We start from the raw sequence: 25,262 nt of genomic DNA, 5'->3' as shown, positions 1-25,262 counted from the left end.
CCGTGTGGGGGATCCGTCCGGTTCCGTTCCCGCACCGTCCGGCCCCGCGCTGGCAAGCTGACCGGGCCTCGCGTCCTCGAGCGGTGAAGGTCTCGCACACCTCACCGGTCAAGCGCCGCGAGGCCCCCACGATCAGGGCCCGTCACCCCTGCCGGATCGTCGAGCACCGCCCGTACCACGGACTGAGCCGCGCCCAGCAGAGGGCCGTCGGAGCCCACGGTGGAGACGGTGACGTCACAGCCGGGGCCCGTGGTGCGGTCCCCCAGCTCCCGTGCCAGGCTGGGCAACAGCCACGGCGCCAGTCGCGAGAGGGCTCCGCCCAGGACGACGGCCTGGGGGTCCAGCAGGTTCACCGCCCCGGTGAGCGCGATGCCCAGGGCGGCCCCGGCCCCGTACAGAGCCCGCCGCACGGCCTCGTCACCCTCGGCGGCGCGTTCGGCGAGCAGCGCGACGCGGCGCGGTCCGGCGGCCAGCCCCGCCTTGCGGAGCACCGCCTCCTCGCCCGCGTACTGCTCCAGGCACCCGCGGCCACCACAGGCGCAGGCAGGCCCTTCCGGGTGGACGGGCACGTGCCCCAACTCGCCCGCGAACCCCCGGCTGCCGTGCAGCAGCCGCCCGTCGACCACCACGGCCGCGCCGATGCCGATCTCCGCCGAGACGTGAAGGAAGTCCTCCGGTACGTCGCCGAGCCACAGTTCCGCGAGGGCGCCGAAGTTCGCCTCATTGTCCACGGTCAGCGACAGGCCTGTCGGCAGGTGGGCGTCGACGTCCACGCCGTGCCAGTCGAGGTTGGGAGCGCTGACGACGGTGTGGGTGCCGCGTGCGACCAGACCGGGGACCGCCACCGACAGACCCGCCGGGCGCAGACCGTCGCGTTCGGCGTCCCGGCCCACCTGCCGCACGAGCGAGGCCAGTTCCTTGAGGACCGCCTCCGGTGGGCGCCCCCGGTTGGCGGCCTGGCGTCGCACACGCGCCCGTACCTCGCCGCGCAGGTCCATCGCGCAGACCGCGAGGTGGTCGACACCCACCTCCGCTCCGATGCCCGCGGGCCCGCGGGAACTGACCGCGAGTGCGGAGCAGGGGCGCCCCACGCGGCCGGGGCGCTCCGGGCCCAACTCCTCCAGGAGGCCGGATCTGATCAACTCGTCCACCAGGGTGGACACCGCGGCACGTGTCAGGCCGATCCGGGACGCTACGGAGGCGCGGGACAACGGCCCGTCCGTCGCGACGGTCCGCAGCACTCGGGAGAGGTTGCGACGGCGCATTCCCTGCTGCGTGTTGGGCAGCTCCTCAGGAGCGCCGGGAGTGCGCGCGCCATGCGGTGGTGCGGTCATGTGCTCGCCACCTGCCTCCTTCGCGGGTCGGTACGGGTTACGGGCTCTCATCCGGCGCTCCAGGGAGGCGAGAGGCCCCTCAACAGGGCTCTCCTACAGGGCCCTCCTATAGGGCTCCCTACAGAGCACCCCCAGCTTCGGGGCCACCGTCCAGTAGCGCGGCCGCGTCGCAGGCTACCTGGGTGATCCGCGACAGCGTCTCCTCGTCCTGTTCAACGGCCTCCAGAAGCGGCCCCCGAGCGGTGTCCCAGCGCCGCGCGACGGCGGCCGGGTCCTCGCCGGACAGCAGCCCCGCCGCTTGCGCCGCGGCGCCGAGCGCGACGAGTTCACCGGCCTCAGGGATCCGCACGGGCCGACCGGACAAGCGTCGAACGGTCTCCTGCCACGCGACGCCGCGTGCTCCGCCGCCGATGAGCAGGAGCGGCTCGGAGTGGTCCGCGTCCGCGTCCAGGACGGCGTCCAGCGCCCCCAGGAGAGCGTGCACCGCGCCGTCGTACGCCGCCTGGAGGAGCTGTCCGGAAGCGGTGTCGTGGCGCAGCCCGTACAGGAGGCCTGAGGCGTGCGGCAGGTCAGGGGTGCGTTCGCCGTCCAGGTACGGCAGCAGCGTGACCGCTCCGCCCGGCTGGACTGCCTCACGGTCCAGGCCGAGCAGCGCGGCCACACGGTCGACGGCCTGAGTGCAGTTGAGCGTGCAGGCGAGCGGAAGCCACGCGCCGCGGGCGTCGGCGAACCCGGCGACCGTCCCTGTGGGATCCGTCGGGCGGTGCTCGGAGACGGCGTACACCGTGCCGGAGGTGCCCAGGCTCAGCACCGGGGTGCCGGGTCGCAGGCCGAGGCCCAGGGCGGCGGCCGCGTTGTCCCCGGTGCCGGGCGCCACCAGCGTCCCCGTGGAGAAGGGCAGTTCCTCGCTGGCGCGCACAGTGCCGACGACTTCCCCGGGGGCGGCGACCCGCGGCAACAGGGCGGCGTCCAGACCGACCGCGCTCAGGATCTCCTCGTCGTACGACTCCGTAGCGGACGCCCACCACCCGGTGCCGGACGCGTCGCCGCGGTCGGTGGTGCCGGTGCCGGTGAGGCGCTGCGTGAGGTAGTCGTGGGGGAGGCGCACCGCCGCGGTGGCGCGGGCAGACGCGGGCTCGTGCTCCGTGAGCCAGGCCCACTTGGTGACCGTGAAGGACAGGCTGGGCACGCTTCCCACGCGTTCGGCCCAGGCCTTCGCGCCGCCCAGTCGCTCGACGAGGCGCCGCGCCTGCGCCGCGGACCGCCCGTCGTTCCACAGCAGAGCCGGGCGCACTGGTCGACCCCGGCCGTCCAGGGTGACTAGGCCGTGCTGCTGCCCCGCCACCGAAACGGCGGCGGCCTCACGCGCGGCGGCGCCGCACTGGCGCAGCGCCTCACCCAGGGCGCTCCACCACTGTTCGGGGTCGCTCTCCCGGAGCGCGCCGGAGCTGACCGTGTGCGGGGCCTGGCCACTGGCCACGACCTGCCCGGTGGCCGCGTCGACGACCAGGGCCTTGGTGGACTGCGTGGAGCTGTCCACGCCGACGACGAGGGGGCCCTCGGCGGCTGGGGCTGATGACATCGTGTCTCCGTTCCCATGACTGTGGGCTGACTGTGCGCGTACCGGACAGGAGTGCTCCCGGCCTCTTCGGGGCCTGCCCCACGGGGATCGCGGGGATCCATCGAACTCCCGGGATCCGCCCCACAGCGCGAGCCGCGGATCCGCCTGCGCTCTTCCCCTCGCCTTCCGCGGATACTAATTTGTCAATCGCCATGACGAAATGGTCCAGGAGCTGTCGAGGAGTCACTCATGAGCTACCAGCCCACCCCGGAGGACAAGTTCAGCTTCGGCCTGTGGACCGTCGGCTGGCAGGGCAGGGACCCATTCGGTGACGCCACCAGGGCGGCGCTCGACCCGGCCGCATCGGTGCGGCGCCTCGCCGACCTCGGTGCCTACGGAGTGACGTTCCACGACGACGACCTCATCCCGTTCGGCTCCTCGGACGCTGACCGAGCCGCGCACGTCAAGCGCTTCCGCGAAGCCCTCGACGCGACGGGGCTCGTCGTCCCGATGGCCACCACCAACCTGTTCACGCACCCCGTCTTCAAGGACGGCGCGTTCACCGCCAACGACCGCGACGTGCGCCGCTACGCGCTGCGGAAGACGATTCGGAACATCGACCTCGCGGCCGAACTCGGCGCGCGCACCTACGTCGCCTGGGGCGGCCGGGAGGGCGCGGAATCGGGCGCCGCCAAGGACGTCCGCGACGCGCTGGACCGCATGAAGGAGGCCTTCGACCTCCTCGGCGCCTACGTGACCGAGCAGGGCTACGACCTGCGCTTCGCGATCGAGCCGAAGCCGAACGAGCCGCGCGGCGACATCCTGCTGCCCACCGTCGGGCACGCCCTGGCGTTCATCGAGCGCCTGGAGAGGCCCGAACTCTACGGAGTGAACCCCGAAGTGGGCCACGAGCAGATGGCGGGCCTGAACTTCCCGCACGGCATCGCCCAGGCCCTGTGGGCGGGCAAGCTCTTCCACATCGACCTCAACGGCCAGAGCGGCATCAAGTACGACCAGGACCTGCGCTTCGGAGCGGGCGACCTGCGGAGCGCCTTCTGGCTGGTCGACCTGCTGGAGCGCGGGGGCTACGACGGCCCGCGCCACTTCGACTTCAAGCCGCCGCGCACCGAGGACCTCGACGGGGTGTGGGCGTCCGCGGCCGGGTGCATGCGGAACTACCTGATCCTGCGCGAGCGTTCGGCCTCGTTCCGCGCCGATCCTGAGGTGCGCGAGGCGCTGCGGGAGGCCCGCCTGCACGAGCTGGCGCAGCCCACCGCCGAGGACGGCCTCACCGGTCTGCTCGCCGACCGCGGCGCCTACGAGGAGTTCGACGTCGAAGCGGCCGCCGCGCGGGGGATGGCCTTCGAACGGCTCGACCAGTTGGCTCTGGACCACCTGCTGGGAGCGCGGGGCTGACCCGCGCGCGGGCGGCGCCCTGGTCAGGCCTCGGGATGTACCGGAACTGTCCGGTCCTGAGCCGGGGTGCGTATCAAGTTCCCCAGGAGGGTCGCGCCACGACCGGCGCGGCGCGACTCTTGACGGCATGGCCACGCCGCCCGTACCGCCGCAGCAGCCTCCTCGCCCGCCGGGCGACGTCCCCCCTCCTGGGAGCGGCGGCGTCGGCCCGCCTCCCGGAGGCTATGGACCGCCACCCGGAGGGTACGGACCCCCTTCGGGCGGATACGGGCCGCCCTCCGACGACGGCGGGGCGCCTCCGCCCGCCGGGAGACCGCCCGCCAGGCGCAACGGACTGTTCATCCTGCTCGCCGTGGTCCTGGCCGTGAGCGCCATCGCCGTAGTGGTCTTCCTCGCCACGGGGAACGACGACTCCCCGGACAAGAAGAGCCCCTCCGAAAGCAGCAAGAGCAGTGACGGGCGCCGTCCCACCCCGTCACTGAGCCTCCCTACGGAGATCCCCACGAGGATCCCCACACGGCTGCCGAGCAACCTGCCCAGTGGCCTGCCCAGCGAGTTGCCCAGCCGCGTGCCCACGCTGCCCACGGACCTGCCCGACGACATCAGCTCTCTGATCCCGACGCCCTCGGCTCACGAAGCACCGTGAGCCGAGGGCTGCCCCTGACCGGGACTCAGCGTCGTCGGGCGGCCCGCGAGCCGCATGGCTGGCCTCTCACCGGCTCTTTGGACGCAGCGGTCACAGCTCCTTGGGGAGCCGCACGTACGTCACCGTGGTCTCCACGCCGCTGTCCACGAGACGGCCGTCCTTGTCGAACGCGTCCGGACCGTCGGTCATCCCGAAGTCGTTGTCGTTGATCAGCGCCAGCGTGCGGCGGTCGACCAGGGCGACGCCCTCGATCTTGCCAGGAACGCCCTTGACGGCGGCCAGGTCGACGGCCAGCCGCTTGCGCAGCACCCGCACTCCGGAGGCAGCGGGGTCGTCAAGCTCCTCCAGGGAGGGCCGCGTCGCCGCGTTGTCCCACCGCTTGCCCAGGATGTCGGAGCGCCGGTCGAGCCGGACGAGCTGGAGGCGGGCCGCCTTGTCGGTGCGCTCCTCGACGAGCAGCCGATCACGGCCGACGGCGACGACAGAGGAGATCTTCAGCTCGGAGGTGTCGTCCTCTCCGGGGTCGACGACGCCGACCGGGTCGAACCGGTACGCGTACTCGGCGGTCACTGCCTGCTCCTTCGGAGAGAAGCGCAGCAGCCGCGCCGTGCGCGACTTCTCCCCGGCGTCCTGGTCGGGCAGCGACAGCGGGCTCTGCACCGCCAGGACCAGGTCGCCGCCGGGGAGCTGGGCGAGCCCCTCGAAGCCCCGGTTGACCTTGCGGTGCAGGAGGATGCCGGGAAGCGCCTCGACGACCGGGTAGTCGGCGCCGCGGAGCTTCAGTCCCTTGGGGACGTAACGCTTGATGACCTTCCCGCGCGCGGAGACGTGGACCAGCGAAGGGCTGTACTCGTCGACCAGCCAGAAGGTCCCATCGTGGGCCCGCACGATGCCTTCGGTGTCCAGGCCGTTCGGGTCGTAGGAGAGGGGCTTCTTCGCGTTGTACGTGTAGGGCGCCTCGTCGCGTCCCTTCTGGTTGGGCAGGCCCGTGACAGGCTTCCCGGAGCGCGTGGTGATGGGCAGCGCGTCGATGACCTTCACGGAGCGGCCGGACACGCGGATCTTGACGATCGCCGGATCGAAGCCCGGCACCGGGAACGTGCGCCGCTTGGTGCCGTCGACCTTGATCTGCCCGTTGGGGCCGCGGTCGGTGACCGTCCAGAACTCGCCCTTGCGCCCCGCCGGGTAGATGTCGCTGCCGATGCCGCCGAGGTCGACACCCCGGTCGTTGCGCACTGTGCCGGGCAGCAGCCGGTTGCTGAACGTCCCCAGAGGGAGGTCACCGAGCGTCGCGGTACGGGTGACGCGGGGCGCGTCGCCCTTGCTCGCGCGCGGCGCCTCGACAGGGGCGCCGATCGCGGTGCCGGTCACCGCGACCGCGGTGAGCAGAGCGAGCGGCACGCCGACAGCGGTGGAGCGACGGAGACGGCGCCGAGTGACGGCACGCGCGGACATGGGGCCTCCAGGAGCAAGGGGAGCGGTATCGGCCTCACCCTTGGCCCTCCCTGCGAACGTCAGATGTCCTACGGGTGAACCGACGGGAGTCTGGTGCGTGAACCGCCAGTTCGGCACCCCGGCGAGCAGCAGTCCGCCGGATCAGGCCGGAGGGCTCCCTGGGTTCCGGTTGCGGCGCACAGCGCCTGTGGCACACGCAGTGTGCCGACGGCGCCTCTGCGAGGGGCGAGAGGCGCCGTCGGTCGTCACCGGGGCGACAAGCAGCGATGGGGCACCTTCCCCTGCGTGCACCCCCCTTCAGGTGGCTCCGCACAGATACGCGCTGCTGAACCGGCGTGCTCCACGGTCCTGGATGGCATCGCGGTGCTCAATCGCTGGCCAGGGCGAGTGCGCGCGCCGGTGTTCCCGGCGCACTGCGCGACCGCGCGGGCACGCCGGTGGCCGACGTACACGTTTCAGCCATGTACCCCGGGCATGGTCACTCGCCTCCGGACGCCACCGCCAAGGCCGTCGCGGGGTCGTGCGCCGCCGGTCCGGCGGGCATCCAGCGGCCGCCCTCCCTGCGGTAGGGCCACCAGCGCCCGTCGCGCCCATGGCGGAGCTGGGTGTCGCCGTCCACCACCGTCCAGTGGTTGTGCGCGGCGCGCAGTGCGGGCCGCTCGCCCTCGTCCCAGGCGGCGTCGAGGGCGGCACGCGCGCGTGCAAGGGCCGCGGCTTCCGGGACCCACGTGTCCTCGAGCACCGCGAGCGCGGCACGCCCGCCATAGCCCCAGGCCCGCACGGCGCACGCCAAGCCGTCGCGGTCACGGCCAGAGCCCTCCGCGAGCCGCGCCGCGACCGCGTCCGGAGCCGCGACGGCCAGCCGCACTGCATCCTCGGACGGCGTCAACTCGGCCTCGACCGGCTGCTGCTCATGCCCCGGAGAGAGGGCTTCGCCGAGCATGCGGTGCGCCTCCGCCGCGGCGTGCGCCGCCAGGAACCGCAGCGCCGTCACATCGACGCCGGGCGCGGGCTCCGTCTCCGAGTCCAGGGAAGGCGGCAGACCGGCCTCTGGCGGCAGCGGAGGCGGCTCGGGCAGCGGGGGCAGGATCACCCCCTCCGCGTACGCCTCAGCGGCGTCCACGCCCTCCGGGGCGCCCTCCGCCGCGCCCTCCTGGGGCGTGTCCGCCGCGGGTTGCCGGGCCACGCTGCGGACCTGCAGTTCGTCGAGGAGCTGCCGCTCACCGCGCCCACGCATCAGGAGCAGGACGAAGGGGTCTTGGTCGAGGAGCCGCGCCATCTGGTAGCACAGCGCGGTCGTATGGCCGCAGTGGTCCCACGCCTCGCAGTCGCACTCCGGCTCCAAGTCGCCGATGCCCGGGAGCAGCTCGACGCCCGCGGCCGTCGCGTCCTCCACCAGGTGCGGCGGCATGTCACGGTCAAGGAGGGCGGCGATGTGACCGGCCCGCTCGACGACCGTGCTCAGGAACCGCTCCCAGGCCTCCTCGCTCAGCTCCTGGAAGAGCACGTCCGAGCGGTGGGCCGTGCCCTGCTTGTCCTGGACGACCGCCGTGATGCGTCCCGGGCGCACCGAGACCGCGCCGACGGAACCCGCGCGCGCCAGCCTCCGGCCGGTCTTCAGCTGCTGGTTGTCGAGCGCCGTGTCCTCCAGTGCCTTCAGCCAGGCCTGCCCCCACCAGGTCTCCGCGAACCCCCTCCCGCGCGCGGGAGGCAGCGCGGCGAAGGTCCGCTCGTCGTCGTACGCCGCCACCTCGTCGTCGCTCCCTTCGCTGCCGCTGATACCGCCCGTGTCTGTCGTGCCGCGCGCGTACACGCCGTCTCCGTGGACGCCGTACGCCGTGTCGTGTCCGTTGCTCATCGCCCGCCCCCTCGCAGCTCGACCAGGTCGGCCAGCTCGGCGTCGGTCAGCTCCGTGAGCGCGGACTCGCCGGACCCGAGGACGGCGTCGGCCAGCTCGCGCTTGCGCAGCAGCATCTGGGCGATGCGGTCCTCGATGGTGCCCTCCGCGACGATGCGGTGGACCTGCACGGGCTGCGTCTGCCCGATGCGGTAGGCGCGGTCGGTGGCCTGAGCCTCGACGGCCGGGTTCCACCAGCGGTCGTAGTGCACGACGTGCTCGGCTCGCGTCAGGTTGAGGCCGGTGCCCGCCGCCTTCAGCGACAGCAGGAACACCGGGACGTCGCCGTCCTGGAAGCGGCGCACCATGTCCTCACGCTCGGCGACCGGCGTGCCGCCGTGCAGGAACTGCGTGGGGATCCCCCGCGCCCCCAGGTGGCGTTCGATGAGCCGCGCCATCTGCACGTACTGCGTGAACACGAGCACGCTCGCGTCCTCCGCCAGGATCGTGTCGAGCAGCTCGTCGAGGAGTTCCAGCTTCCCGGAGCGGCCGGTCAGCCGCGGCTCGTCCTCCTTGAGGTACTGCGCGGGGTGGTTGCAGATCTGCTTCAGGCCGGTCAGCAGCTTGACGATCAGGCCGCGTCGCGCGAAGCCGTCGGCACCGGAGATCTCCGCGAGCGCCTCGCGCACCACCGCTTCGTAGAGGCACGCCTGCTCCGTGGTGAGCGAGACCGCGCGGTCGGTCTCCGTCTTGGGCGGCAGCTCCGGAGCGATGCCCGGGTCGGACTTGCGGCGGCGCAGCAGGAACGGGCGCACCAGCTTGGCGAGCCGTTCGGCGGCGGCCGGGTCGGTGCCGCCCTCGACTGCCTGCGCGTAGCGGGTGCGGAACGTGCTGAGCTTGCCCAGCAGGCCCGGGGTCGTCCAGTCGAGGATCGCCCACAGCTCGGAGAGGTTGTTCTCCACCGGGGTGCCGGTGAGCGCCACCCGTGCGCGTGCCCCGATGGTGCGCAGCTGCTTGGCCGTCGCGGAGTACGGATTCTTCACGTGCTGCGCCTCGTCGGCGACGACCAGCCCCCAGGAGACGTCGGCAAGGCGCTCGGTGTCGAGGCGCATCGTCCCGTACGTGGTGAGCACGAACTCGCCGTCCGCCAGGTCCTCCAGGCCGCGCTGGGCGCCGTGGAAGCGGCGCACCGCCGTGCCGGGGGCGAACTTCTCGATCTCGCGCTGCCAGTTGCCCATCAGGGACGTCGGGCACACGACGAGCGTCGGGCCCGCCGTCGCCTCGTCGCTCTGCCGGTGCAGGTGCAGCGAGATCAGCGTGATCGTCTTGCCGAGGCCCATGTCGTCGGCGAGGCATCCGCCGAGGCCCAACGACGTCATCCGGTACAGCCAGTTCAGGCCCCGCAGCTGGTAGTCGCGCAGCTCGGCGGCGAGCGCCGCGGGCTGCCCGACGGGCTCCATGCCCTCGGGGTCCGCCAGCCGCTCACGCAGCGCCGCCAGCCACCCCGTGGGCTGCACCTCGACACGCTGGCCGTCCACGTCCGCGCTGCCCGTCAGCGCGGCGCTCAGCGCGTCGATCGGCGTGACCTTGTGGTCCTGCCGGGCCAGGGCGCGCCGTGCCTCGTCGGGGTCGATGAGGACCCACTGGTCGCGCAGCCGCACCACGGGCCTGTTCGCCTCCGCGATGCGGTCGAGCTCGGCCCGGCTGAGCTGTCGGCCGCCGAGCGCGAAGCGCCAGTCGAAGGCGAGCAGGGCGTCGGCGGAGAGGTACGAGGGCGTGTCCGAGGACAGCTTGTCCGGGCCTCGTTCGCTGTCGTCGTCGGGGCCCTGGGAGTCGTCCGGGCCGATCACGGCGCGCGCGGTGAGGCCGCGCGCCAGCTCCTTGGGCCAGTGCACGTCCACGCCTGCCACGGCGAGCCTGCGGGCCCCCTCTCCGAGGAGCCCGGAGACCTCTTCGTCGGCCAGTTCGAGCGCGTCGGGCACCGCAGCGGACAGCAGCGGGCCAAGGGGCGCCCACGCGCGCGTGGCACGGCGCAGCGCGAGCAGGGCGTCCATCCGCGCGCGGGGACCGAACGCCCGCGCCGCGGTGCCGGTCCCGGCCCACACCTCGGCGGCGTCGGCGACGAGCGCGGGGTCACTGACGCTGTGGATCTGGAGGACTGCCCGGAACGGCAGGCGCGTCTCCTCGGAGACCTCCGCCGACAGGCCGGGCAGTTCGACGCGGAGCGAGATCCGCACGCCCGCGTCGTGCCCCGCAGCGACATCCGTGGCCCAGTCGCGCTGCTCCGGAACGTGCTGGGGCTCCGGTGCCGCGAAGGCCCGCTGCCCTGCGGCGGTAGCGGCGGCGGGGGAGCGGGGCAGGGTGTCGGCGACCGCGTCCAGGAACTGGCGCAGCAGCTTCTCGGGCTCCGCCAGCCGCGGCGGGACGGCACCGTCGAGCGGGACCGCGTGCGCGGCGGGCGGCATCGCGGCGGCAAGCTCACGCAGCCGCTGGAGGTCGGCGGTGCCGAGCGGACCCGCGCGCCAGGCGTCGTGATCGCTGTCGGTGAGGCCGGGCAACAGCAGCCCTCGGGCGGCTAGTTGCAGCGCCAGCACGGCGGCCGTGCCCCAGAAGGCCGCGGTGGGGTGAGCGCCGGACGAGGCACGTGCCCGGGTGAGGACCGGCAGCGCCGCCCGCACCGGGAGCAGCGTCGCCGGGACGGTGCTCACCTGGACGGCGCCGTCGTCCGGCAGGGCGACGGCGAGCTCTTCGAGGACGCCGGAGGCTGTGGTGGGCGGGGTGTCGCCGTCGGGGTGCCAGAAGGCCACTCGGCCGGTGCGTCCGGGGTCGCCGGGCACGAACACCACGGAGCAACGGGACAGTTCGGAGATCTCGGAGGGAGGGACAGCGGGGAGCCTGGGCACAGCGATGGCGCATTCCTCAAATTTGACTAATGAGACCGGGAGCGGCCGAGAGTACATGACGCACAGGGCGGCGCGCGGCTCCAGCCGCAGTGACTCCCGTCACTTCTTGGCGGGGGTGTACCCAGCACCCCTAGACGCAGGTACTGAACCCCCCTGGAACTCGGGGGAAGGCGTCATAGGTGCCGACGGTCGCCGATCCGTACGTTTTCTCAGGTCAGCCCACCGATACGGAGACCGGAGACCCCGCCATGCCCCAGGCCATCGCTGCCGTCGCGGACCGCCCCACAGGCGCCGCCCCACGGCGCGCCGGAAGTGACTTCGCACCTCTCCTGCGCACGGTCAAGGCACAAGGTCTCCTGGAGCGGCGCCCGGGCTGGTACGCCCGCACCATGGGCGTCAACGCCGCGGCGCTGGTGGCCGCGGGCATGGGGCTGTTCGCCCTGGGGCAGAGCTGGTGGGTCCTGCTCCTCGCGCCCGTGCTCTCCGTCCTGTGCGTGCGCACCGCGTTCATCGGTCATGACGCCGGGCACGCACAGATCACCGGCAACCGCGCCGTGGCGCACCTCATCGGCCTCTTCCACGGCAACCTCCTGCTCGGCATGAGCGTGAGCTGGTGGAACGACAAGCACAACCGCCACCACGCCCACCCCAACCACATCGACAAGGACCCCGACGTCGCCGCCGACGTGCTGGTGTTCACCAGCGAGCAGGCAGGGGTCCGGGTGGGCTTCCGGCGCTGGCTCACCCGCAACCAGGCATGGCTGTTCTTCCCCCTGACGCTGCTCCAGGGCGTCGCCATGAAGGTCTATGGATTCCAGGACCTGCGCCGCCAGCCCCCACGCCAGCGCGCGCTGGAGGGCACCCTCCTGGTGGCGCATCTGGTGGGGTACGCGACCCTGCTCCTGACCGCCATGCCCCTGGCGCACGCCCTTGTCTTCGCCGCGCTCCACCAGGCCCTGTTCGGCCTGCACCTGGGCATGGCCTTCGCCCCCAACCACAAGGGCATGGACATGCCCGACCCACACGGTGACCGCTGGGGGCACCTCCAGCGCCAGGTCCTCACCTCGCGGAACATCCGTGGCGGCGCGGTCACCGACTGGCTGCTCGGCGGCCTGAACTACCAGATCGAGCACCATCTCTTCCCGAGCCTGCCCCGCCCGCACCTGCGGCTCGTCCAGCCGCTGGTCCGCGCGCACTGCCATGCTGTGGGTATGCCCTACACGGAAACCGGCCTGATCGATTCCTACCGGCAGGTACTGCGCCACATGTACGAGGTGGGCGAGCCGCTCAGGGTCGAGTAGGGGTCGCACCTCAGGGATCGGTCAGGGTCGTGCCCTGGAACTGGGCACGGACCGATCCCGTTTCTCAAGGCAGAGAGCGGCACCAGCCGCGAAGGAGGCGACGGACATGTCGAAGAACGCGAAGATCGCCGCGGGAGGCGTGGCGGCGGGCATCATCCTGCTGATCTGGCTGCCCTGGTGGGTCGCCTTCCTGATCATGATCGGTGTCCCGACGGCGGCCTATCTGGCCCTCGACCCCAGTCAGCGGCGCAAGCTGCGCCGCGTCACCCGCAAGGAGCTCGGCCGCTGAGCGCCCCGGCCTCCCCGGGACCGCGGCCCACTGCGCCGCCGTATAGCCGGCCGCATGACCGCCGCCCCCGCGAGGCCGGACGCGCTGCGACAGGGCCACGCGGGGGTCAGGAGGGCCGCACGGCCAGTTTGTCGAGGGCCGCGAGCAAACCGGGGAGCTCGGCCCCACGCCCCACGGGAAGGACCTCTCCGGGCTCCTCGTCGAGCAGTACGAAAGCGATGTCGTCCGTCCTCGCGACCATGGACCAGCCCGGACCGTCGGCGCGCAGCGTACGGGCATCACCGGAGGCGAACGCCGAGCGCACGCGCCCCACGGGCGGCGGCGTATCGACGTACGCACGGGCCTCCGCCAGCACACGCCGCACACCGGTCGGCGGCTCGGCCCCGGAATCCGGGGCGCCACTGCCCGTGGCGCCCCGGGCGTCCTGCCGCTCGCCGCTCCGGGACTCCGTACCGGCACGGGCACCGGAATCGGCATCGTCGTCCGTCGCGAAGTCGGCGTCGTCGATCTGGTCGCGCCAAGCGGCCCACTGAAGGGCGATCTCGTCCGCGCCGAGACGCCGTTGGGCAGGCCCCCAGGAGTCCGACTCCGGCGGCGACAGGGGCACACGGCCGGGCTCGCTCGGGTCGGGCTCGGGGTCGTGCGGCGCGGGCACGCCCGGGGCGGCCACCGCGACGGCGAGGGGCCAGCCCGGAAGCGCGGCGACCACCGTGCGCTCGTCCGGGGACAGGTCGTACTCCATGCCGCAGTCCCAGGTGGCGATCGCGACGGCCACCAGCGACACGTCGTCGGTGACCACGGTCCACCGGGCGCCCTTGCTGTCCTGGCCGAGCACAAGCCCGTATCCGGCGGCCACCGGAGCCAGCCCCAGCGCGGCGCACGCCTCCGGATAGTCGTCGCCGAGCACACTGGGGAACTTCGCAGGCGTCAACAGCACCGCCGTCAGCACGTACAGCGCCTCGTCGTCGACGGCGCCAGCCTTGTCCGAACCGGCCATGCCGACCTCCCCACCGCGGCTCACTACGTTCTCCGACGGCGCACCCTAACCACTGGCCCCCAGCGGCGTCGAGAGGTGGATGACCAGGAAAATCAGCTGGTACGCCGCCGCCAGCGACATCTACGCTGCTCGGCATGTCCAGGGCCAGTTCGCACTACATCTGTCTTCCGTGCCGGGTGTCGTACAAGGATTCGCACCGCTACGCGCGCAAACGGCACGGTGTGTGCCCTCGGTGCGGAGGCCAGCTCCTGAACGCGGGCTCGGCACTCGCCGTGCCCAAGCGCCGGGACACCGCCGGATGGCGCGCCCTGACCGCCGTGCTGTCCGCGGGGGTGCGCTTCCCCCAGGACTGCTGCGGCTGCGGCCCCGGCTACCGGCCCCGCACGCCGCGCGAGGTCCGCGAGCGGCTGGCACACGCGGCGGAGACGGGCGTGCCGGTGCGCACGGCGCTCGTCTGCCCCGACCCGACGCACACGGACGTCAGGCGGAAGGCAGGCCGAGGAGCTTACGAGCCACGGCGGGCGGCGATTCGTCGTGCTCCCGGGCCAGGGCGATGACCGCCCGGCACGCCAGTTCCTGCACCCCGAACGACAGCGCCTCCGGCGACACCCAGCCGCTGGCCTCGTCCATGCGCTCCTGGTCGTCATCGGCGCACGCCGCCACGTAGACGGCGGCCGCCTCGAAGAGGTTGTGCGGGCGCTTTCCGTCGCCCGTTGACGCCTCCGCCCTCTCGTCCGTGTCCTCGTCGTGCTCGGTCCCCCGCCACAGGCTACGGATCCTGCCTAACATGTGGACCGCCTTCCCCCGCATGGGCCCCGCCCCTACGCTGTGAGGGCCCGATCACCGATCCTGCATCTGTCGCTCCCCAAAGTAGAGTTGAAGATGCGGCGACAGAAGGGGACCGAGCGGTGAAGCGCTACGACCGGCTCCGCCAGATCAGGCGTCTGGACCCGGAGAAGGACTCTCTGACGATCTACCGGCTCTCGTCGACGTACGAGTTCCCGTGGGACTACATGAGAGCGCTGGAGCTGGCGCTCTACCGCACCTACGCCGTGCCGAGCATCGGCGGCCTCCTGGCGCGGACCGCGGAGCTGACCGACCGCACACAGCGCCGGTACGACGACACGACGCTGCTCCTCGACGCCATCGTCGAGCACGGCTTCGACGCCGACGAGGGGCGCTCGGCGATCCGCCGCATCAACCAGATGCACCGCAGCTACGCCATCAGCAACGACGACATGCGGTACGTGCTGTGCACCTTCGTGGTGACGCCCCGGCGGTGGATCGACGCCTACGGGTGGCGCAGGCTGTCCAGCCACGAGGTGATTGCGTCGGTCGTGCACTACCGCACCCTGGGGCAGCGCATGGGCATCAAGGAGATCCCCCGCTCCTACGAAGAGTTCGCCGCGTGCCTGGACTCCTACGAAGAGGCCCACTTCGGGTGGGACGAAGGGGGCCGCAAGGTCTCCGACGCGACGCTGGCCCTGATGGGCACCTGGTTTCCGCGCCCCCTGGAGCCCGCGACGCGCACGGCGATCCTCGCGTTGCTCGACGATTCGCTGCTGCGCGCGTTCCGCTACGACCCGCCCAGTGACCTCACGCGCGCGTTGGTCCGGCGGGCCGTGCGGCTGCGCGGCCGCGCGGTGCGCTTGCTGCCGCCGCGTACGACGCCGAGCCACGCCCGGCAGAACTGGCGGATCAAGAGCTACCCGAACGGATACCGGCTCGACGCGCTCGGCACGTTCCCCGTGTCCGGAGCGCGCGGCTGCCCGGTGCTGGCGACCGACCCCTCCCGGGCGCCGTCAGCCGAGTGACGCCAGTGTCTTGCGCAGCCAGGCAAGCTCGGCGCGGCTCGTGGCGCGCGCGATGGTGAGGATGCCCTGCCGGAAGGGATCGTCCAGTTCCTCGGCGCGCAGCGGCCGGTCGCCCTCGTAGAAGAAGCTGGCCGGTTCCTGGAGGAAGTCCAGGCGGCGGCGCAGGACGGCTGCCTGGGCCTTGGGGTCCTCCAGGTGCCGAAGGAAGGCGAGCACCGTGAACCAGCGGTTCTCGTCGGTGATGTCCCCCCGCGCGGGCTCCGCCAGGCGGCGGCGCAGCTCGCTCCGGCCGTCCGCGGTGAGGCTCAGGACGTGGCGGGGAGCGGCCACGGCGCCGGGCTGGGTTTCGCGGGCCAGCAGCCCTGCCCGCTCAAGCCGCTTGATGGCCGGGTACAGGGTGCTCTCCGCGACCGGACGCACGTGCCCGGTGAGGGCCGTGATGCGCTTGCGCAGCTCGTAGCCGTGCAACGAGCGGTCGTACAGGAATCCGAGGATGGCGAGCTCCAGCATGCCCGCATTCTGCCGCACACCCGGTGTACATCGTTAACGCAATACTACGTGGACGAGGTATTGTCGCTGGCGCACGGCAGGCCGTAGCAGGCCGCAGCAGGCACGTGACCAGGCACTCAGGAGTGGAGCGAAGAATGGCGATGCGGGACGCGGGGTTCGACGTGCGCGGCAGTCGGATCCGGTGGACGGAGAGCGAGGGCGTCGGCCCCGCGCGGGTGTACGTCCACGGTCTCGGTGCCGCGTCGGCGGCGTACTACGCACACATCGCCGCGCGCCCCGAGCTGGCCGGACGCAGATCCCTCTTCGTCGACCTGCCGGGCCACGGACTGAGCGACCGACCGGCGGGCTTCGGCTACACCTTGGAGGACCATGCGGACGCCCTCGCGGCCGCGCTGGACGAGGCGGACGTACGCGGGGCGGAGATCGTCGCACACAGCATGGGCGGATCCGTGGCCATCGTCCTGGCCCACCGGAGGCCCGACCTGGCGGCGCGTCTCGTCCTCACCGAGGCCAACCTCGATCCGCACCCTCCGCGGACGGCGGGCAGCAGCGGAATCGCCTCCTACGAAGAGGAGGACTTCGTGGCCGCCGGGTACGCCCGCGTCCTGGAGGGCGTGGGCGCTCACTGGGCGTCGACCATGCGCCTGGCCGATCCTCGCGCACTGCACCGCAGCGCCACCGGGCTCGTGCGCGGGACGGTCCCTACGATGCGCGCGATGCTGATGGGCCTCTCCGTAGAGCGCGTCTATGTGCAGGGGAAGCTGAGTGGGGAACTTCCCGGTGCGGAGGAGTTGAGGGCGGCCGGGGTGCGGGTCGTGACCGTGCCGGGCGCCGGGCACAACGTCATGTTCGACCAGCCTGCCGCCTTCGCCGCGGTGGTCGCGGGGCGGTACTGAGGAGCCGGGACACGGTGAGAAGCCACGCGTGGGGCGAGGTCTGCGCTGAAGATTCCTTCCGGCTGATCTGCCGCACCCCGTGTGCGGGTTCAGCCCTCGCGCACGGCCAGTGCCAGGAAGCGGGTGTCCTCGTCGACGTACGACGTCAGGCGCCAGCCCGATCCGGCTAGCAGGGGGTGGAGGTTGGGCTCGGCCCGCAGGTCGTCGGGGGTGAGCTGGCGGCCCTGGCGTGCCGCCAGGGCCGCGCGGCCGATGGGGTGGTACAGGGCCAGCAGGCCACCGGGGCGCACGACCCGGGCCAACTCCCGCAGATTCTCCAAGGGGTCGGGCAGGTGCGAGATGAGGCCCGCGCCGAACACCGCGTCCAGTGACTGCGTCCGCAGCGGAAGCCGCGCCACGTCGGTGAGCAGCAGCCGCCCGTAGGTCTGCCTGCCCGCCCGCACCGCGGCGTGGAGCATGGCCGGGGTGAGATCCGCCCCGATGACGTGCCCGGTCGGGCCCACGGCGTCCCTGAGCGCGGACAGCGCGCGGCCCGTGCCGCACCCGGCGTCCAGGACCCGGCCGCCCGGCCGCAGGCCCAGCTCCGACACGGCGGCGCGGTAGGCGGGGCCGTCGTCCGGGAAGCGGCTGTCCCAGTCGGCGGCCCGTGCCGTGAAGAACTCCTGGACGCGCGTGTGGTCATCGCTCATGCGCCCATGCTCCCGCACGCCGCACGCCGCACGCCGCACGCCGCACGCCGCACGCCGCACGCCGCACGCCGCACGCCGCACGCCGCACGCCGCCTCGCAGTGCACGCCGTCCCTGTGGTACGGGCCGCCCCCCTGTAGTGCGTGCCGCCCCCCGTGGCGCGTGCGTGAGCGCGGCGCACGTGGTGCACGGCACGGAAGGGAGGGGCCGCGAGAATGGCCTGAACCAATCGGTCGAACAGATGGGCGGGAATTTTTGCCCATCTGCTCGTGGTAGGCGGATCGATGCCCGCGGAGGGCGGTTCGACGCTCAGGCCGTGAAGGCCATCAGGTGGTCAGGCGGACACCTCCGCGAACGCGAGCACCTTGTCGATCCGGACGCGGACGAGGAGTTCGCCGGGCACGCCGTTGCGCGCGCCGAACTCCTCGGCCCGGTCCTCGCCCATGTAGCGTCCGCCGATGCGGGCCGCCCAGTGCCGCAACTGCTCCGGATCCTCCGAGATCCGGGCGCTGCCCTGGAGGACGACGAAGGCGTACGGAGGCTGATCGTCATCCACGCACAACGCCACACGCCCGTCCCGCGCGAGATTGCGCCCCTTGACGGTGTCCTTGCCGGTGTTGAACACGATCTCGTCCCCGTCGAGGAGGAACCAGATCGGCGCGACGTGCGGGCTGCCGTCCGCCCGGACGGTCGACAGCTTTCCGGTGCGGGTGCCGTGCGAGACGAAGGCCCGCCACTGCTCATCGGTCATCTTCTGTGCCATGTCCCCATCATGCTTGCCGGGACGCCGGAGGTGGGGAAGGCTGGCAGGTCAGATCCTCCAGCCAGGGGGAGCGACGCACGGGGAGAAGGGGCCATGGCGCAGAAAACGGGGCTCGGTTGGCTGCTCGACGACCTGACCAAGAGAGTGGAGCACGTCCGGCACGCGCTGGTGTTGTCCAACGACGGGCTGGTGACGGGCGCGAGCTCGGACCTGCAGCGCGAGGACGCGGAGCACCTGGCGGCCGTCTCGTCCGGTCTGCACAGCCTGGCCAAGGGCTCGGGCCGCCACTTCCACGCCGGAAACGTACGCCAGACGATGATCGAGTACGACGACGCGGTGCTGTTCGTGACCGCGGCGGGCGAGGGGAGCTGTCTGTGTGTCCTCAGTTCGGCGCAGGCTGACATCGGCCAGGTCGCGTACGAGATGACACTGCTGGTGAACCGCGTCGGTGAGCACCTCGGGGTGGACGCGCGCCAACCGGAGCGGACACCTGTCGTAGATCTCTGACCTGCGAAGACAGTAGCGCGTCCAGAGTTATCCACAGGACGAGCGGGAGACGGGCCGCGCGGGCTACGGTTTTTCCACGAGCAATGACCAAGCACGGGGGAGAACCGCCATGACCGGCGACACGCATACCATCCCGCCCATTCCGCAGCCTCGATCGGCTCCATCAGCCGCGCCGCCCGCGCCACCCACGCCTGTCCCGCCGCTCGCGTCCGTTCCGCCGAGGCATCCGACAGCTGCGGCGCCGTCGGCCACGCCCATCGGCATCGTCACGGCACCGACCGCCCGTGACGGGCAGCAGACGCCGCTCGCACGCACCACCGCGGCCCGCGAACTGGGTCTGAAGCGCGGCGAGTTCGAGCTGGCCGTTCTGCTCGGCCACATCCGTACCGTCCCCGACCCGGCAGGCGGACGCCGCCGTGTCAGCCGCGACGAGATCGACCGAGTGCGCGCCGCGCGAGGATTCCCGGAGGACTTGCGCGCCCAGATCGGAACGGTCGGCACCGCTGACGGTGCGGCGCTGATGGAGATCACGCGCGAGCGGTTCGCGCGGCTGGCCCGCGCGGGCGTGCTGACGCCCATCAAGTTCTACGTGAACCGGTACCGCGCTGTCGTCTGGCTCTATCTCGCCGAAGAGCTACGGCAGTTCGCGGCCGCCGAGGTCAACGCACCACTGCTCGACGGCCGCACGCCCGACACGATGCGCGCCCGGTTGGCGACCGGCGTGGACCTGCGGGCCCGCACCTGGCGGCGACGCCATGTGGGCCTCCTGCTGCGGCAGTTGGAGAACCCCTGGGAGCGCGCCGCTGTGATCGCCTCGTTCCTCGACCCGAGGCGGCGCTCGGGGGCGGTGCGCGATCCCTACGAACGCGCCTATCTGACCCGCCTCAAGCCCGAGCCGCTCACGCGGGCCGCGCCTGAGTCACCCACGGCCCATATCGTCGAGCGCATCACGACGGCGGACGACCCCGAGGAGATCAACTGGCTGCGGGCCAGCCTCACCCTGAGCCTGATGGAAGCCCGGCGGCACCGCCCGGCGCCGAGGCCGGACCTCCCTCCGATCGGCTCCGCACCCCCCGCACGCGAGCATGCCCGCGCCGAGCCCCCGCCTCATCCGCAGCCAACACCACACGCGCAGCTCCCCTCCCGCGCGTACCCGCACCCCGCGCTCCCTCCAGCCTCCCCGGCCTCCGGACCAGTCAGCGCGGCCCAGGGGGCCGGACCGGAAGCGGCCGACCCGCGGCTCAGCCAACCCGCGGGACCCGGGCGGAGCCAGGAGCCGCGGGGACTGCTCAAGTGGCTGCGCCGCAGGCGCGTTTAGGGACGCCCGCGATCGGCGGAAGGGGCCCCGCACGGCAGGCGCGCGTTGCTAGACCGTGGCGTCGAGATCCTCGGCGTAGAACTCGATGGCGGGGCGGTATGCGGTGATCGCCGGGTCTCGGCTCGTGGTGGCGAGGAGCTTCAGCAGGATCGACACCGCCTCGTGGCTGTCGCCGGTGTTGTAGAGCGCCATGGCGAGGAAGGCCTTGAGCGCGCCGTCGTCGGGGAACTCCGCAGCCGCGTCCCGCAGGGTGGCCACGGCTTCCGGATACTTGCCGAGGGTGCGGTAGGTGCTGCCGAGGCCGAGCAGCGCGCCACGACGGTCGTCGTCCGAGAGGCCGGGGCGCTGGACCGCGCGAAGGTAGTACGGCAGCGCTTCGGCTTCCAGGCCGAGCGTGTCGTGCACCCACGCGGTCTGGTACGCCACCTCCACGTCGTCGGGGTGACGCTCGCTCAGGGCGACGAGCAGGGCGCGGGCCTCCTCGCGGCGCCTGCTCTCGCGCAGCCGTACGGCACGGGCCAGGACCTCGTCCCGGGCGCCTTGCAAGGGGTCCCCCGCATCGGTGGGCCTACCCGCCGAGACGTCGTCGTTCATGCCCTGTTCCCTTCCCGTATCGACCCCCGGTGCGGCCCGGGGGTCCCCTGTGCCGCTCAGACCCCAGGAGCCTCGGACGTGCCCACATGGCGAGGCGTGTGCGGGCGGAACAGGCCCTCCTGGACCACGGAGACCAGCAGCTTCCCCTCACGGTCGTAGATGCGGCCACGGGCCAGCCCGCGGCCCCCCGTGGCGATCGGCGACTCCTGGTCGTAGAGGAACCACTCGTCGGCTCGGAAGGGACGGTGGAACCACATGGCGTGGTCCAGGGAGGCCATGTCGAACCCGCGCGGGCCCCACAAGGGCTCGACGGGGATGCGGACGGCGTCGAGGAGGGTCATGTCGCTGGCGTAGGTGAGCGCGCAGGTGTGCACGAGCGGGTCGTCGCCCAGCGGCCCCACGGCGCGCATCCACACCGCGCTGCGCGGCTCGGCGTCCTTGACCTCCTCGGCGGTCCAGCGCAGCCGGTCCACATAGCGGATGTCGAAGGGCTGCCGCCGGGCCATGCGCTCCAACTGCTCCGGCAGCGCGCCCAGGTGCTCCTTGATCTCCTCGGCGACCGTCGGCAGCGACTCCGGGTCCGGCGCGTCGATGCGCGGCGGCAACTGATGGTCGAAAGCGCCCTGTTCGGGCTGATGGAAGGAGGCGGTGAGATTGAAGATGGTGCGACCCTGCTGGACCGCCGTGACGCGGCGCGTGGTGAAGGAGCGGCCGTCCCGCACCCGCTCCACCTGGTACACGATCGGCACGCCGGGGCGCCCCGGCCGCAGGAAGTACGCGTGCAGCGAGTGCACCGGGCGGCCGCCGTCGGTGGTGCGGCCCGCGGCGACCAGCGCCTGCCCGGCGACCTGCCCGCCGAAGACGCGCTGGAGGGACTCCTGCGGGCTGCGGCCGCGGAAGATGTTCAGCTCGATCTGCTCCAGGTCCAGCAGGTCGACCAGGCGGTCGGCGGGGTTGTTCATGACGGGTCCTCGACTCCTGTCCGGGAAACGGGTGCGGTCAGAGCTGGCCGACGTCCGTGACACGGACCACGGCACGGCCCTCCGCGTCGGAAGCCGCGAGATCGACCTCCGCGCTGATGCCCCAGTCATGGTCCCCGTTGGGGTCGGCGAACGTCTGGCGGACGCGCCAGAGACCGTGCGCCGGGTCCTCCTCGATACGGAGCAGCTTGGGGCCGCGCGCGTCGGGGCCGGTGCCGAGGTCGTCGTACTCGTCCCAGTACTTGTCCATGGCCTCGCCCCAGGCGTCCGCGTCCCAGCCGGACTCCTCGTCCAGCTCGCCCAGCTCCTCCACGTGGTCGAGGGCGGCGAGCTCGACCCGGCGGAAGAGGGCGTTGCGCACCAGGACGCGGAAGGCACGGGCGTTGGCCGTGACCGGTTTGACCTGGTCGGCCTTCTCCTGGGCCTCCTCGGCCGTCATCTCCTCGGGGTTGGCCAGCTGCTCCCACTCGTCGAGGAGGCTGGAGTCGACCTGACGCACCATCTCGCCGAGCCAGGCGATCAGGTCCTCCAGGTCCTCGGACTTGAGGTCGTCCGGAATGGTGTGCTCCAGGGCCTTGTACGCGCTCGCGAGGTAGCGCAGGACGATGCCCTCGGTGCGGGCGAGTTCGTAGAACGAGGTGAACTCGGTGAAGGACAGCGCCCGCTCGTACATGTCGCGGATGACCGACTTCGGCGACAGGGGGTGGTCGCCGACCCAGGGGTGACTGGTGCGGTAAGTGCCGTACGCGTGGAAGAGCAGCTCCTCCAGCGGCTTGGGGTAGGAGATGTCCTGGAGCCGCTCCATCCGCTCCTCGTACTCGACGCCGTCGGCCTTCATCTGCGCCACGGCCTCGCCCCGGGCCTTGTTCTGCTGGGCGGCGAGGATCTGACGCGGGTCGTCGAGGGTGGACTCCACCACGGAGACCATGTCGAGGGCGTACGAGGGCGACTCGGGGTCGAGGAGTTCGAAGGCCGCGAGGGCGAACGTCGACAGCGGCTGGTTCAGCGCGAAGTCCTGCTGGAGGTCGACGGTCAGGCGCACGATCCGCCCGGTGGCGTCCGGCTCGTCCAGCTTCTCCACGACGCCGCCGTCGAGGAGCGAGCGGTAGATGGCGATGGCGCGGCGGATGTGCCGGAGCTGCTGCTTGCGCGGCTCGTGGTTGTCCTCCAGGAGGCGGCGCATCGCCTCGAAGGCGTTGCCCGGGCGGGCGATCACCGACAGGAGCATGGTGTGCGTGACGCGGAAGCGCGAGGTGAGCGGCTCGGGCTCGGAGGCGATGAGCTTCTCGAAGGTGCTCTCCGTCCAGCCCACAAAGCCCTCGGGGGCCTTCTTGCGCACCACCTTGCGGCGCTTCTTCGCGTCGTCGCCCGCCTTGGCCAGCGCCTTCTCGTTCTCGATGACGTGCTCCGGCGCCTGGGCCACCACGAACCCGGCCGTGTCGAAGCCCGCCCGTCCGGCGCGTCCCGCGATCTGGTGGAACTCGCGCGCCCGCAGCGTGCGCACGCGGTTGCCGTCGTACTTGGTGAGCGCGGTGAACAGCACGGTGCGGATGGGGACGTTCACGCCGACGCCGAGCGTGTCGGTGCCGCAGATGACCTTCAGCAGGCCCGCCTGGGCGAGCTTCTCCACCAGGCGCCGGTACTTCGGCAGCATGCCCGCGTGGTGGACGCCGATGCCGTGCCGGACGTAGCGGGAGAGGTTGCGGCCGAACTTGGTGGTGAAGCGGAAGTTTCCGATCAGCTCGGCGATCTGGTCCTTCTCCGCGCGCGTGCACATGTTGATGCTCATCAGCGACTGCGCGCGCTCCACGGCCTGGGCCTGGGTGAAGTGCACGATGTAGACCGGGGCCTGCTTGGTGTCGAGGAGCTCGGTGAGCGTCTCGGTGATGGGCGTCAGGCGGTACTCGTACGACAGCGGGACCGGGCGGGTCGCGGAGCGGACGACGGAGGTGGGCCTGCCGGTGCGCCGGGTGAGGTCCTTCTCGAACATGGAGACGTCGCCGAGCGTGGCCGACATGAGGATGAACTGGGCCTGCGGCAGTTCGAGCAGCGGGATCTGCCAGGCCCAGCCGCGGTCCGGCTCGGCGTAGAAGTGGAACTCGTCCATCACGACCTGGCCGATGTCGGCGTCCTTGCCGTCGCGCAGCGCGATCGACGCGAGCACCTCGGCGGTGCAGCAGATCACCGGGGCGTCGGCGTTCACGGAGGCGTCGCCGGTGAGCATGCCGACGTTCTCGGTGCCGAAGAGCTTGCACAGCTCGAAGAACTTCTCCGAGACCAGGGCCTTGATGGGAGCGGTGTAGAACGTGACCTCGTCACGGGCGAGGGCCGCGAAGTGCGCCCCCGCGGCGATCATGCTCTTGCCGGACCCGGTGGGGGTCGACACGATCACGTTCGCCCCGGAGACCACCTCGATCAGCGCCTCCTCCTGGTGCGGATAGAGGGTGATGCCGCGCTCCTGGGCCCAGCCTTCAAAGGCCTCGTAGAGGGCATCGGGGTCGGCGTCCTGTGGCAACTGATCGATGAGGGTCACACCCCCATCTTGCCTTCCTTCCGACCGGATCCGGGAACCGGACGCCTGTACGAAGATCGCGAACGATACGCTGTTTCGCCAACGGGGCGTCAGTACAACAGAAATGGGGCGGGCAGCAGCGATGATGGGACCGGCACACTCTCTGTCGGGAGCGGCGGCCTGGCTGGGGGTGGGGGCGGCCACGGCGGCCGCGGGGCACGCGATGCCCTGGCCCGTGCTGCTCGTCGGAGCGCTGATCTGCGCCGGGGCCGCGCTCGCCCCGGACCTCGACCACAAGTCGGCGACCATCTCGCGCGCCTTCGGGCCGCTCTCCCGCGGCCTGTGCGAGATCGTGGACAAGCTCTCGTACGCGGTGTACCGGGCGACGCGCAAGGCGGGCGACCCGCGCCGCTCCGGGGGGCACCGCACGCTGACGCACACCTGGGTGTGGGCGGTCCTGATCGGTGCGGGCTCGTCTGCCCTGGCGGTCGCCGGGGGCCGCTGGGCGGTGCTCGCCCTCCTGTTCGTGCACATGGTGCTCGCGATCGAAGGCCTGCTGTGGCGGGCGGCGCGCGGGTCGAGCAGCGACGTGCTGGTGTGGCTGCTCGCGGCGACCAGCGCCTGGATCATGGCCGGAGTGCTGGACAAGCCGGGCAACGGGTCGGACTGGCTGTTCACGGGATCGGGGCAGGAGTACCTCTGGCTCGGCCTGCCGATCGTGCTGGGGGCCCTGGTGCACGACATCGGGGACGCGCTGACCGTGTCCGGCTGCCCGATCCTCTGGCCGATCCCGATCGGGCGGAAGCGGTGGTACCCGGTGGGTCCGCCGCGGGCGCTGCGGTTCCGGGCCGGGAGCTGGGTCGAGCTGAAGGTGCTGATGCCGGTGTTCATGCTGCTCGGGGGAGTGGGCGGCGCCGCCGCGCTCAATGTGATCTGAGCCCT

The 25,262-nt window shown here is 72.1% G+C and carries 22 protein-coding genes; 9 read left to right on the top strand and 13 right to left on the bottom strand.

Annotation, left to right across the window (positions count from 1 at the left end; all coding sequences use genetic code 11):
* Window positions 1–101: 101 nt before the first annotated feature.
* Both ACOBQU_RS04350 and xylB read right to left on the bottom strand, forming a co-directional pair.
* Window positions 102–1,334, bottom strand: a complete 1,233-nt coding sequence (locus ACOBQU_RS04350; RefSeq protein ID WP_423624573.1) for an ROK family protein — start codon at window positions 1,332–1,334, stop codon at window positions 102–104.
* 118 nt (window positions 1,335–1,452) lie between these two features.
* On the bottom strand, window positions 1,453–2,916 hold the full coding sequence (xylB, locus tag ACOBQU_RS04345; RefSeq protein WP_423624572.1) for a xylulokinase: 1,464 nt from the start codon (window positions 2,914–2,916) through the stop codon (window positions 1,453–1,455).
* A 228-nt stretch (window positions 2,917–3,144) separates the two neighbouring features.
* On the opposite strand from xylB, the gene xylA reads away from it, so the two are divergent.
* Both xylA and ACOBQU_RS04335 read left to right on the top strand, forming a co-directional pair.
* The gene (xylA, locus tag ACOBQU_RS04340; RefSeq protein ID WP_423624571.1) at window positions 3,145–4,311 is read left to right on the top strand and encodes a xylose isomerase; all 1,167 of its coding nucleotides are present in this window, start codon (window positions 3,145–3,147) and stop codon (window positions 4,309–4,311) included.
* 352 nt (window positions 4,312–4,663) lie between these two features.
* Complete coding sequence (locus ACOBQU_RS04335; protein ID WP_423624570.1) at window positions 4,664–4,957, top strand: hypothetical protein; 294 nt, start codon at window positions 4,664–4,666, stop codon at window positions 4,955–4,957.
* Between the two features lie 90 nt (window positions 4,958–5,047).
* Here the strand turns inward: ACOBQU_RS04335 and ACOBQU_RS04330 are convergent, their stop codons facing one another.
* From ACOBQU_RS04330 to ACOBQU_RS04320, 3 genes are all read right to left on the bottom strand, one after another.
* Window positions 5,048–6,412, bottom strand: a complete 1,365-nt coding sequence (locus tag ACOBQU_RS04330) for an esterase-like activity of phytase family protein (protein ID WP_423624569.1) — start codon at window positions 6,410–6,412, stop codon at window positions 5,048–5,050.
* Window positions 6,413–6,890: 478 nt separating this feature from the next.
* Window positions 6,891–8,270, bottom strand: coding sequence for an SWF or SNF family helicase (locus ACOBQU_RS04325; protein ID WP_423624568.1), 1,380 nt, complete (start codon window positions 8,268–8,270; stop codon window positions 6,891–6,893).
* The gene (locus tag ACOBQU_RS04320; protein WP_423624567.1) at window positions 8,267–11,209 is read right to left on the bottom strand and encodes an SNF2-related protein; all 2,943 of its coding nucleotides are present in this window, start codon (window positions 11,207–11,209) and stop codon (window positions 8,267–8,269) included. Before ACOBQU_RS04320 ends, ACOBQU_RS04325 begins: the two co-directional genes overlap by 4 nt.
* Before the next feature lie 191 nt (window positions 11,210–11,400).
* Here ACOBQU_RS04320 and ACOBQU_RS04315 point away from each other — a divergent pair, with 191 nt between their 5' ends.
* Both ACOBQU_RS04315 and ACOBQU_RS04310 read left to right on the top strand, forming a co-directional pair.
* A complete protein-coding gene (locus tag ACOBQU_RS04315) occupies window positions 11,401–12,453 on the top strand; it encodes a fatty acid desaturase family protein (RefSeq protein WP_423624566.1) in 1,053 nt (350 codons plus the stop codon).
* Window positions 12,454–12,559: 106 nt separating this feature from the next.
* Window positions 12,560–12,742: a hypothetical protein gene (locus tag ACOBQU_RS04310; RefSeq protein ID WP_423624565.1), complete on the top strand. Its 183-nt coding sequence runs from the start codon at window positions 12,560–12,562 to the stop codon at window positions 12,740–12,742.
* 106 nt (window positions 12,743–12,848) lie between these two features.
* Here the strand turns inward: ACOBQU_RS04310 and ACOBQU_RS04305 are convergent, their stop codons facing one another.
* Window positions 12,849–13,739 carry a hypothetical protein gene (locus ACOBQU_RS04305; RefSeq protein ID WP_423624564.1) on the bottom strand — a complete coding sequence of 297 codons (891 nt, stop codon included), beginning with the start codon at window positions 13,737–13,739 and terminating at the stop codon, window positions 12,849–12,851.
* Between the two features lie 480 nt (window positions 13,740–14,219).
* Window positions 14,220–14,528, bottom strand: a complete 309-nt coding sequence (locus tag ACOBQU_RS04300; RefSeq protein ID WP_423624563.1) for a hypothetical protein — start codon at window positions 14,526–14,528, stop codon at window positions 14,220–14,222.
* Window positions 14,529–14,647: 119 nt separating this feature from the next.
* Here ACOBQU_RS04300 and ACOBQU_RS04295 point away from each other — a divergent pair, with 119 nt between their 5' ends.
* Window positions 14,648–15,553: an oxygenase MpaB family protein gene (locus ACOBQU_RS04295; protein WP_423624562.1), complete on the top strand. Its 906-nt coding sequence runs from the start codon at window positions 14,648–14,650 to the stop codon at window positions 15,551–15,553.
* On the opposite strand, the gene ACOBQU_RS04290 is transcribed toward ACOBQU_RS04295, so the two are convergent.
* Window positions 15,542–16,063, bottom strand: a complete 522-nt coding sequence (locus ACOBQU_RS04290) for a PadR family transcriptional regulator (protein WP_423624561.1) — start codon at window positions 16,061–16,063, stop codon at window positions 15,542–15,544. The genes ACOBQU_RS04295 and ACOBQU_RS04290 overlap by 12 nt on opposite strands.
* 140 nt (window positions 16,064–16,203) lie before the next feature.
* On the opposite strand from ACOBQU_RS04290, the gene ACOBQU_RS04285 reads away from it, so the two are divergent.
* Complete coding sequence (locus ACOBQU_RS04285) at window positions 16,204–16,959, top strand: alpha/beta fold hydrolase (protein ID WP_423634242.1); 756 nt, start codon at window positions 16,204–16,206, stop codon at window positions 16,957–16,959.
* Window positions 16,960–17,048: 89 nt separating this feature from the next.
* On the opposite strand, the gene ACOBQU_RS04280 is transcribed toward ACOBQU_RS04285, so the two are convergent.
* Both ACOBQU_RS04280 and ACOBQU_RS04275 read right to left on the bottom strand, forming a co-directional pair.
* Window positions 17,049–17,648, bottom strand: a complete 600-nt coding sequence (locus ACOBQU_RS04280; protein ID WP_423624560.1) for a class I SAM-dependent methyltransferase — start codon at window positions 17,646–17,648, stop codon at window positions 17,049–17,051.
* A 332-nt stretch (window positions 17,649–17,980) separates the two neighbouring features.
* Window positions 17,981–18,409, bottom strand: a complete 429-nt coding sequence (locus ACOBQU_RS04275) for a PPOX class F420-dependent oxidoreductase (RefSeq protein WP_423624559.1) — start codon at window positions 18,407–18,409, stop codon at window positions 17,981–17,983.
* Between the two features lie 93 nt (window positions 18,410–18,502).
* Here ACOBQU_RS04275 and ACOBQU_RS04270 point away from each other — a divergent pair, with 93 nt between their 5' ends.
* Both ACOBQU_RS04270 and ACOBQU_RS04265 read left to right on the top strand, forming a co-directional pair.
* Window positions 18,503–18,916 carry a roadblock/LC7 domain-containing protein gene (locus tag ACOBQU_RS04270; protein WP_423624558.1) on the top strand — a complete coding sequence of 138 codons (414 nt, stop codon included), beginning with the start codon at window positions 18,503–18,505 and terminating at the stop codon, window positions 18,914–18,916.
* 109 nt (window positions 18,917–19,025) lie between these two features.
* Window positions 19,026–20,234: a DUF6397 family protein gene (locus tag ACOBQU_RS04265; RefSeq protein WP_423624557.1), complete on the top strand. Its 1,209-nt coding sequence runs from the start codon at window positions 19,026–19,028 to the stop codon at window positions 20,232–20,234.
* A 48-nt stretch (window positions 20,235–20,282) separates the two neighbouring features.
* Here the strand turns inward: ACOBQU_RS04265 and ACOBQU_RS04260 are convergent, their stop codons facing one another.
* Genes ACOBQU_RS04260 through ACOBQU_RS04250 form a run of 3 tightly spaced genes read right to left on the bottom strand, consistent with a single transcriptional unit; the run spans window position 20,283 to window position 24,341 of the window.
* Window positions 20,283–20,828 (bottom strand): tetratricopeptide repeat protein, encoded by a 546-nt coding sequence (locus ACOBQU_RS04260; RefSeq protein ID WP_423624556.1) that lies wholly within the window; start codon window positions 20,826–20,828, stop codon window positions 20,283–20,285.
* A gap of 56 nt (window positions 20,829–20,884) precedes the next feature.
* Complete coding sequence (locus ACOBQU_RS04255; protein ID WP_423624555.1) at window positions 20,885–21,790, bottom strand: acyl-CoA thioesterase; 906 nt, start codon at window positions 21,788–21,790, stop codon at window positions 20,885–20,887.
* 37 nt (window positions 21,791–21,827) lie between these two features.
* Complete coding sequence (locus ACOBQU_RS04250; RefSeq protein ID WP_423624554.1) at window positions 21,828–24,341, bottom strand: DEAD/DEAH box helicase; 2,514 nt, start codon at window positions 24,339–24,341, stop codon at window positions 21,828–21,830.
* A 121-nt stretch (window positions 24,342–24,462) separates the two neighbouring features.
* On the opposite strand from ACOBQU_RS04250, the gene ACOBQU_RS04245 reads away from it, so the two are divergent.
* Window positions 24,463–25,257 carry a metal-dependent hydrolase gene (locus ACOBQU_RS04245; RefSeq protein WP_423624553.1) on the top strand — a complete coding sequence of 265 codons (795 nt, stop codon included), beginning with the start codon at window positions 24,463–24,465 and terminating at the stop codon, window positions 25,255–25,257.
* Window positions 25,258–25,262 lie beyond the last annotated feature (5 nt).

The sequence above is a fragment of the Streptomyces sp. G45 genome, assembly GCF_049542095.1.
Lineage (GTDB): Bacteria > Actinomycetota > Actinomycetes > Streptomycetales > Streptomycetaceae > Streptomyces.
This window is presented reverse-complemented; position numbering and strand designations above follow the sequence as displayed.

What these genes read in the sequence shown, in the direction of transcription:
- ACOBQU_RS04270 (WP_423624558.1), top strand. Translation starts at nt 18,503, where the DNA reads ATGGCGCAGAAAACGGGGCTCGGTTGGCTGCTCGACGACCTGACCAAG.
- ACOBQU_RS04310 (WP_423624565.1), top strand. Translation starts at nt 12,560, where the DNA reads ATGTCGAAGAACGCGAAGATCGCCGCGGGAGGCGTGGCGGCGGGCATC.
- ACOBQU_RS04290 (WP_423624561.1), bottom strand. Translation starts at nt 16,063, where the DNA reads ATGCTGGAGCTCGCCATCCTCGGATTCCTGTACGACCGCTCGTTGCAC.
- xylA (WP_423624571.1), top strand. Translation starts at nt 3,145, where the DNA reads ATGAGCTACCAGCCCACCCCGGAGGACAAGTTCAGCTTCGGCCTGTGG.
- ACOBQU_RS04285 (WP_423634242.1), top strand. Translation starts at nt 16,204, where the DNA reads ATGCGGGACGCGGGGTTCGACGTGCGCGGCAGTCGGATCCGGTGGACG.
- xylB (WP_423624572.1), bottom strand. Translation starts at nt 2,916, where the DNA reads ATGTCATCAGCCCCAGCCGCCGAGGGCCCCCTCGTCGTCGGCGTGGAC.
- ACOBQU_RS04255 (WP_423624555.1), bottom strand. Translation starts at nt 21,790, where the DNA reads ATGAACAACCCCGCCGACCGCCTGGTCGACCTGCTGGACCTGGAGCAG.
- ACOBQU_RS04315 (WP_423624566.1), top strand. Translation starts at nt 11,401, where the DNA reads ATGCCCCAGGCCATCGCTGCCGTCGCGGACCGCCCCACAGGCGCCGCC.
- ACOBQU_RS04245 (WP_423624553.1), top strand. Translation starts at nt 24,463, where the DNA reads ATGATGGGACCGGCACACTCTCTGTCGGGAGCGGCGGCCTGGCTGGGG.
- ACOBQU_RS04305 (WP_423624564.1), bottom strand. Translation starts at nt 13,739, where the DNA reads ATGGCCGGTTCGGACAAGGCTGGCGCCGTCGACGACGAGGCGCTGTAC.
- ACOBQU_RS04325 (WP_423624568.1), bottom strand. Translation starts at nt 8,270, where the DNA reads ATGAGCAACGGACACGACACGGCGTACGGCGTCCACGGAGACGGCGTG.
- ACOBQU_RS04350 (WP_423624573.1), bottom strand. Translation starts at nt 1,334, where the DNA reads ATGACCGCACCACCGCATGGCGCGCGCACTCCCGGCGCTCCTGAGGAG.
- ACOBQU_RS04260 (WP_423624556.1), bottom strand. Translation starts at nt 20,828, where the DNA reads ATGAACGACGACGTCTCGGCGGGTAGGCCCACCGATGCGGGGGACCCC.
- ACOBQU_RS04280 (WP_423624560.1), bottom strand. Translation starts at nt 17,648, where the DNA reads ATGAGCGATGACCACACGCGCGTCCAGGAGTTCTTCACGGCACGGGCC.
- ACOBQU_RS04330 (WP_423624569.1), bottom strand. Translation starts at nt 6,412, where the DNA reads ATGTCCGCGCGTGCCGTCACTCGGCGCCGTCTCCGTCGCTCCACCGCT.
- ACOBQU_RS04320 (WP_423624567.1), bottom strand. Translation starts at nt 11,209, where the DNA reads ATGTACTCTCGGCCGCTCCCGGTCTCATTAGTCAAATTTGAGGAATGC.
- ACOBQU_RS04265 (WP_423624557.1), top strand. Translation starts at nt 19,026, where the DNA reads ATGACCGGCGACACGCATACCATCCCGCCCATTCCGCAGCCTCGATCG.
- ACOBQU_RS04275 (WP_423624559.1), bottom strand. Translation starts at nt 18,409, where the DNA reads ATGGCACAGAAGATGACCGATGAGCAGTGGCGGGCCTTCGTCTCGCAC.
- ACOBQU_RS04300 (WP_423624563.1), bottom strand. Translation starts at nt 14,528, where the DNA reads ATGTTAGGCAGGATCCGTAGCCTGTGGCGGGGGACCGAGCACGACGAG.